This is a genomic window from Rhodoplanes elegans (assembly GCF_016653355.1).
In the GTDB taxonomy this organism is placed as follows: domain Bacteria; phylum Pseudomonadota; class Alphaproteobacteria; order Rhizobiales; family Xanthobacteraceae; genus Rhodoplanes; species Rhodoplanes elegans.
Window position 1 is genome coordinate 1 of the sequence record NZ_NHSK01000266.1, and the last position, 4,335, is coordinate 4,335.

Annotated in this window: 6 protein-coding genes and 1 pseudogene; 4 read left to right on the forward strand and 3 right to left on the reverse strand. The window is 71.8% G+C overall.

All coding sequences use genetic code 11. The features are described from left to right. Positions 1-29: 29 nt before the first annotated feature. Positions 30-1,183 (forward strand): annotated as a pseudogene (locus tag CCR97_RS28080) (alpha-hydroxy acid oxidase). 83 nt (positions 1,184-1,266) lie between these two features. Here the strand turns inward: CCR97_RS28080 and CCR97_RS28085 are convergent. Then, on the reverse strand, positions 1,267-1,749 hold the full coding sequence (locus tag CCR97_RS28085) for a GNAT family N-acetyltransferase (RefSeq protein ID WP_244670719.1): 483 nt from the start codon (positions 1,747-1,749) through the stop codon (positions 1,267-1,269). Between the two features lie 159 nt (positions 1,750-1,908). Between CCR97_RS28085 and CCR97_RS28090 the strand changes: the two genes are divergently transcribed. Genes CCR97_RS28090 through CCR97_RS28100 form a run of 3 tightly spaced genes read left to right on the forward strand, consistent with a single transcriptional unit; the run spans position 1,909 to position 3,082 of the window. Continuing rightward, entirely contained in the window at positions 1,909-2,304 is a 396-nt protein-coding gene (locus CCR97_RS28090; protein ID WP_111359213.1) for a YoaK family protein, read from the forward strand. A gap of 59 nt (positions 2,305-2,363) precedes the next feature. Then, entirely contained in the window at positions 2,364-2,663 is a 300-nt protein-coding gene (locus CCR97_RS28095; RefSeq protein ID WP_111359212.1) for a type II toxin-antitoxin system Phd/YefM family antitoxin, read from the forward strand. Continuing rightward, on the forward strand, positions 2,660-3,082 hold the full coding sequence (locus CCR97_RS28100; protein WP_111359211.1) for a type II toxin-antitoxin system VapC family toxin: 423 nt from the start codon (positions 2,660-2,662) through the stop codon (positions 3,080-3,082). Before CCR97_RS28095 ends, CCR97_RS28100 begins: the two co-directional genes overlap by 4 nt. 18 nt (positions 3,083-3,100) lie before the next feature. On the opposite strand, the gene CCR97_RS28105 is transcribed toward CCR97_RS28100, so the two are convergent. After that, positions 3,101-3,523, reverse strand: a complete 423-nt coding sequence (locus CCR97_RS28105; protein ID WP_111359210.1) for an EVE domain-containing protein — start codon at positions 3,521-3,523, stop codon at positions 3,101-3,103. Between the two features lie 141 nt (positions 3,524-3,664). Then, positions 3,665-4,335 (reverse strand): NAD(P)H-dependent glycerol-3-phosphate dehydrogenase (locus tag CCR97_RS28110; protein ID WP_201160099.1); only part of this gene is annotated, 671 nt, incomplete at its 5' end.

Genomic DNA, 4,335 nt, shown 5'->3' on the forward strand with positions numbered 1-4,335 from the left:
CCTGCGCAGCCCCGACCGGAGTGCCCGCAATGCCCCCGATCACCTGCGTCGCCGATCTGCGCACGCTGGCGCGGCGAAAAATCCCGCGCGCCCTGTTCGGCTACGTCGACTCGGGCTCCTACGACGAGACCACGCTGCGGGCGAATGCGGCCGAGCTCGCCCGCATCCGCTTCCGCCAGCGCGTGCTGGTCGACACCTCGGGCCGCTCGATGGCGACGACGCTGGTCGGCCAGTCGGCCGCCATGCCGGTCGCCATCGCGCCGACCGGGCTCACCGGCCTGATCCGCGGCAACGGCGAGATCCTCGGCGCCCGCGCGGCCGAGACGGCCGGCATCCCGTTCTGCCTGTCGACCATGTCGATCGCCACCATCGAGGACGTGCGGGCGGCGACCACGGCGCCGTTCTGGTTCCAGCTCTACGTGCTGCGCGACCGCGACTTTTCCCGCGCCATGATCGAGCGGGCGCGCGCCGCCGAGTGCCCGGTGCTGGTCGTCACGGTCGATCTGCCGACGCGAGGGCAGCGCCACGCCGATCTGAAGAACGGCCTCACGGTGCCGCCGCGCCTCACCTGGCGCAACGCCTTCGATCTCGCCACCAAGCCGGCCTGGGGGCTCGGCGTGCTGCGCGGCAAGCGCATGACGTTCGGCAACATCGAGGCCTATCTGAAGGACAAGGTCGGCCTGATGGGCGCCGGCGAGTGGTCGTCGAATCACTTCGACCAGACGCTCGACTGGGACGACATGGCGTGGATCCGCGACCTGTGGCCGGGCAAGCTGGTGCTCAAGGGCATCCTCGATCCGGCCGACGCCGAGCAGGCGGTGCGGATCGGCGCCGACGCGATCGTCGTGTCGAACCACGGCGGCCGTCAGCTCGACGGCGCGCCCGCCACCATCACGGCGCTGCCCGAGATCGTCCGTGCGGTCGGCGACCGCATCGAGATCCTGTTCGACGGCGGCGTGCGCTCCGGCCAGGACGTGATGCGGGCGCTGGCGCTCGGCGCCCGCGGCTGCCTGATCGGTCGCGCCTGGCTGTACGGGCCGCCGCGCAGGGCGAGGCCGGCGTCGCCGCGGTGCTGGATCTCTTTCGCCGCGAGCTCGACATCACCATGATGCTCACCGGCACGAAGGATCTGTCCCGCGTCAGCCGGGACATCCTGTACGCGCCGCCGGCGCCGACGCCGTAGGGTGGGCGCGGCGCGACCGCGCCGGGCCCACGCGGTCGGCCTTCATGAAGGTCGGACGGCGCGGGCACGCGAGCGTGCCCGCCCTACAGGTCCCGCCGCATGAACCGGGCCGTCTCCCCGTAGCTCGCCAGCTTTTGCGACAGCGCCGGATCGTCGACGACGGAAAACCCCTGCCGCCCCCAAAAGCCGGACGAGCCGCCGACCGCGACCAGTGTCATGGTCGCGAAACCGCTCGCGCGGGCGTGGCCGGCGAGCCGGTCCACGATCGCGGCGCCGGCGCCGCTGCCGCGCGCCGCCGGCAGCAGCGCGAGGTCGTGCAGGTACCAGGACCCGGGCCGGTCCGGCAGGCGGCTCAGCAAGGTGTCGAGCGCCGGCGGCGTGTCGGCATGCCAGGGGTGGCTCACCAGATAGCCGGCGAGCCCAACTGGCCCGGTGTGACCGGCCAGCACGAAGCAGCCGTCCGGCGCGAGCCGCAGGCGTTCGGCGAACACCGCGAGGTCCTCGGGGAAGTCGGGATGCACCACGGCGGCGATCGAAAGAACGGCGTCGAGGTCGGGTTCTTCCATGCGCCGCCATCCGGCGGCGGACGTTTGTAACTGATCAGGCATAAGGGACGTCATGGCTGGTGATGTGCGCGACGCTGCGCGATGATGCCGTCCGTAATTTACCGTTGCGCGGCGTTTCGCCACTGGCGATCGGCCGCGTCCAGACCGACATGGTCCGCCATGAGTGATTTTCGATCCGACGATCCCCGCCGCGGCCGGCCCGATCAGGCCGGCGGAGAGCAGCCCCGCGCCGAGCCCGAGATCATCCCGCCCGGCGCGCCCGATCCGGTCCGGCCCGGCGGCGCCCGCGCGTCCGACGCCGAGCCCGAGGGCTTCCCCGGCGCCGTCTTCATTACGGTCGACGAGCAGGGGCGCACCCGCTACACGAAGATCGAGCCGCCCGGCCCCTTCGCGGTCGCCATCGGCATGCTGGTGCTCGGCGGCATCGTCGCCGCGATCCTGCTGGTGGCGCTCGGCCTGGTGCTGTTCTGGGTCCCCGTGATCGTCATCGCGGTCGCCCTGGTGCTGTTCTCCAGCTACCTGAAAGCCGCCTGGCAGCGCCTGACCGGGCGGTGAGGCTCGCGCCGCGGCGGCGCAGCCTTGTCGCTGCAACCCGTCCGCGGTAGCGTCTTGCCATGACGGGTGCAGGCTCCCCTCGTTCAGGCTCCGGACGGACCCCGGTCGGGCAGTGGCGACTCGAGGATGCGCAGGCGCATTTCGGCGAGGTCGTCCGGCGCGTCCGCACCGAAGGGCCGCAGCTCGTCACCGCCGGCGGACGCGGCGACGTGGTGGTCGTCGCGGCCGAGGAGTTTCGGCGGCTCGCCGGCGGCGCCACCGGCGCGGCCCTGGTCGCCGCCCTGCAGGCCTCGCCTTACAAGGATATCGAGATCGAGCCGGAACGGTCCCGCCTGACCATCCGCGGAGCCGAGCCGTGACGGGCTGGCTGCTCGACACCAACATCCTGTCCGAGCTGCGCCGCCCCAAGCCGAACATGAAGGTCGTCGATTTCGTCGCGACCAAGCCGCTCGACTCGCTCCATGTGAGCGTCGTGACGCTGGCCGAGCTGCGCTTCGGCATCGCGCTCGTCGGCGATACCGGTCGGCGGACCGCGCTGGCCGACTGGCTCGCCGCAACGGTGCGCCCGATGTTCGAGAACCGCGTGCTCGCCGTGACCGAGGACGTGATGCTCGAATGGCGGATTCTCGTCGAGGCGGGTCGCAAGGCGGGCCACACCTATTCGCAGCCCGATCTGATCATCGGCGCCACGGCGCTGGTTCACGGCCTCACGGTCGTCTCGCGCGACACCGACGATTTCGTCCGCGCCGAGGTTCCGGTCGTCGATCCCTGGACGTGATGCGCCGGGCGTCGCAGGTCACCCCTTCACGCCGCCCATCCTGCAGATCGTCTTCCATTCGGCGGCCGTCACGGGCTGCACCGAGAGGCGCGACTGCTTCAGCAGAGCCATCTCGGAAAGGCTCGCCTCGGCCTTGATGTCGGCGAGCGTCACCGGGGTCTTCAGCGGGGCGACGGCCTTCAGATCGACCACCACCCACGGGCTGCCCGGCTCGGCGGTCGGGTCCGGATAGTGCTCGCGCAGAATCTCGGCGATGCCGACGATCCGCTTCTCGTCGACCGAGTGGTAGAAGAACGCCCGGTCGCCCGTCTTCATCTTCATCAGGTTGAGCTTGGCCGTGTGGTTGCGCACGCCGGTCCAAGGCTCGCCCGTGTCGCCGCGCTTCACCTGGTCGTCCCACGACCAGGTCGAGGGCTCGGACTTCACCAGCCAGTAGGCCATCGAAGGTTCTCCCGTCTTCACGCAGTCATTCCGGGGCGAGTGCCGAAGGGGCTCGAACCCGGAATCCAGCCGCGATCACGGAGCCTGTCGCTGGATTCCGGGTTCGCGCTTTCAGCGCGCCCCGGAATGACGGGGTCGTCATCAATGCTCGGCCCGGAACGGCCGCGTCGTCAGCGCCGCGATCGCCTGGTCGACGCCGAGGCGGCCGTCCAGCACGGCGGCGACGGCCGCGGCGATCGGCATGTCGACGTTGCGCTCGGCCGCCATCTCGACCAGCACCGGGGCCGTGAAGGCGCCCTCGGCGAGCAGGCCGCTCTGGCGCGCCTCGCCGGGCGACAGCCCATCGCCGATCGCGATGCCGAGCGAGAAATTTCGCGACTGGCGGCTGGAGCAGGTGAGGATGAGGTCGCCCAGGCCGGACAGGCCCGTGAGGGTCTCGGGACGCGCCCCGTAGGCGCGGCCGAAGCGCATCAGCTCGGCGAAGCCGCGCGTGGTCAGCGCCGCCGCCGCGCTGGCGCCGAGCCGCCGGCCGCGCACGATGCCGACCGCGATGGCGAGCACGTTCTTGGCGGCGCCGCCGATCTCGACGCCGCGCAGGTCGGTGGCGTGATACGGCCGGAAGGTCGGGGTGCCGAGAGCGTGGGCGAGCGCCACCGCGACGGCGTCGTCGGCGGCCGCCAGCGTCACGGCGGTCGGCAGGCCACGGGCGACGTCGGCCGCGAAGCTCGGTCCCGACAGGATCGCCGGCGTCGCGCCGGGCAGCGCCGCGGCGATCACGTCGGTCATGAAGCGCCGCGTGCCGCGCTCGATCC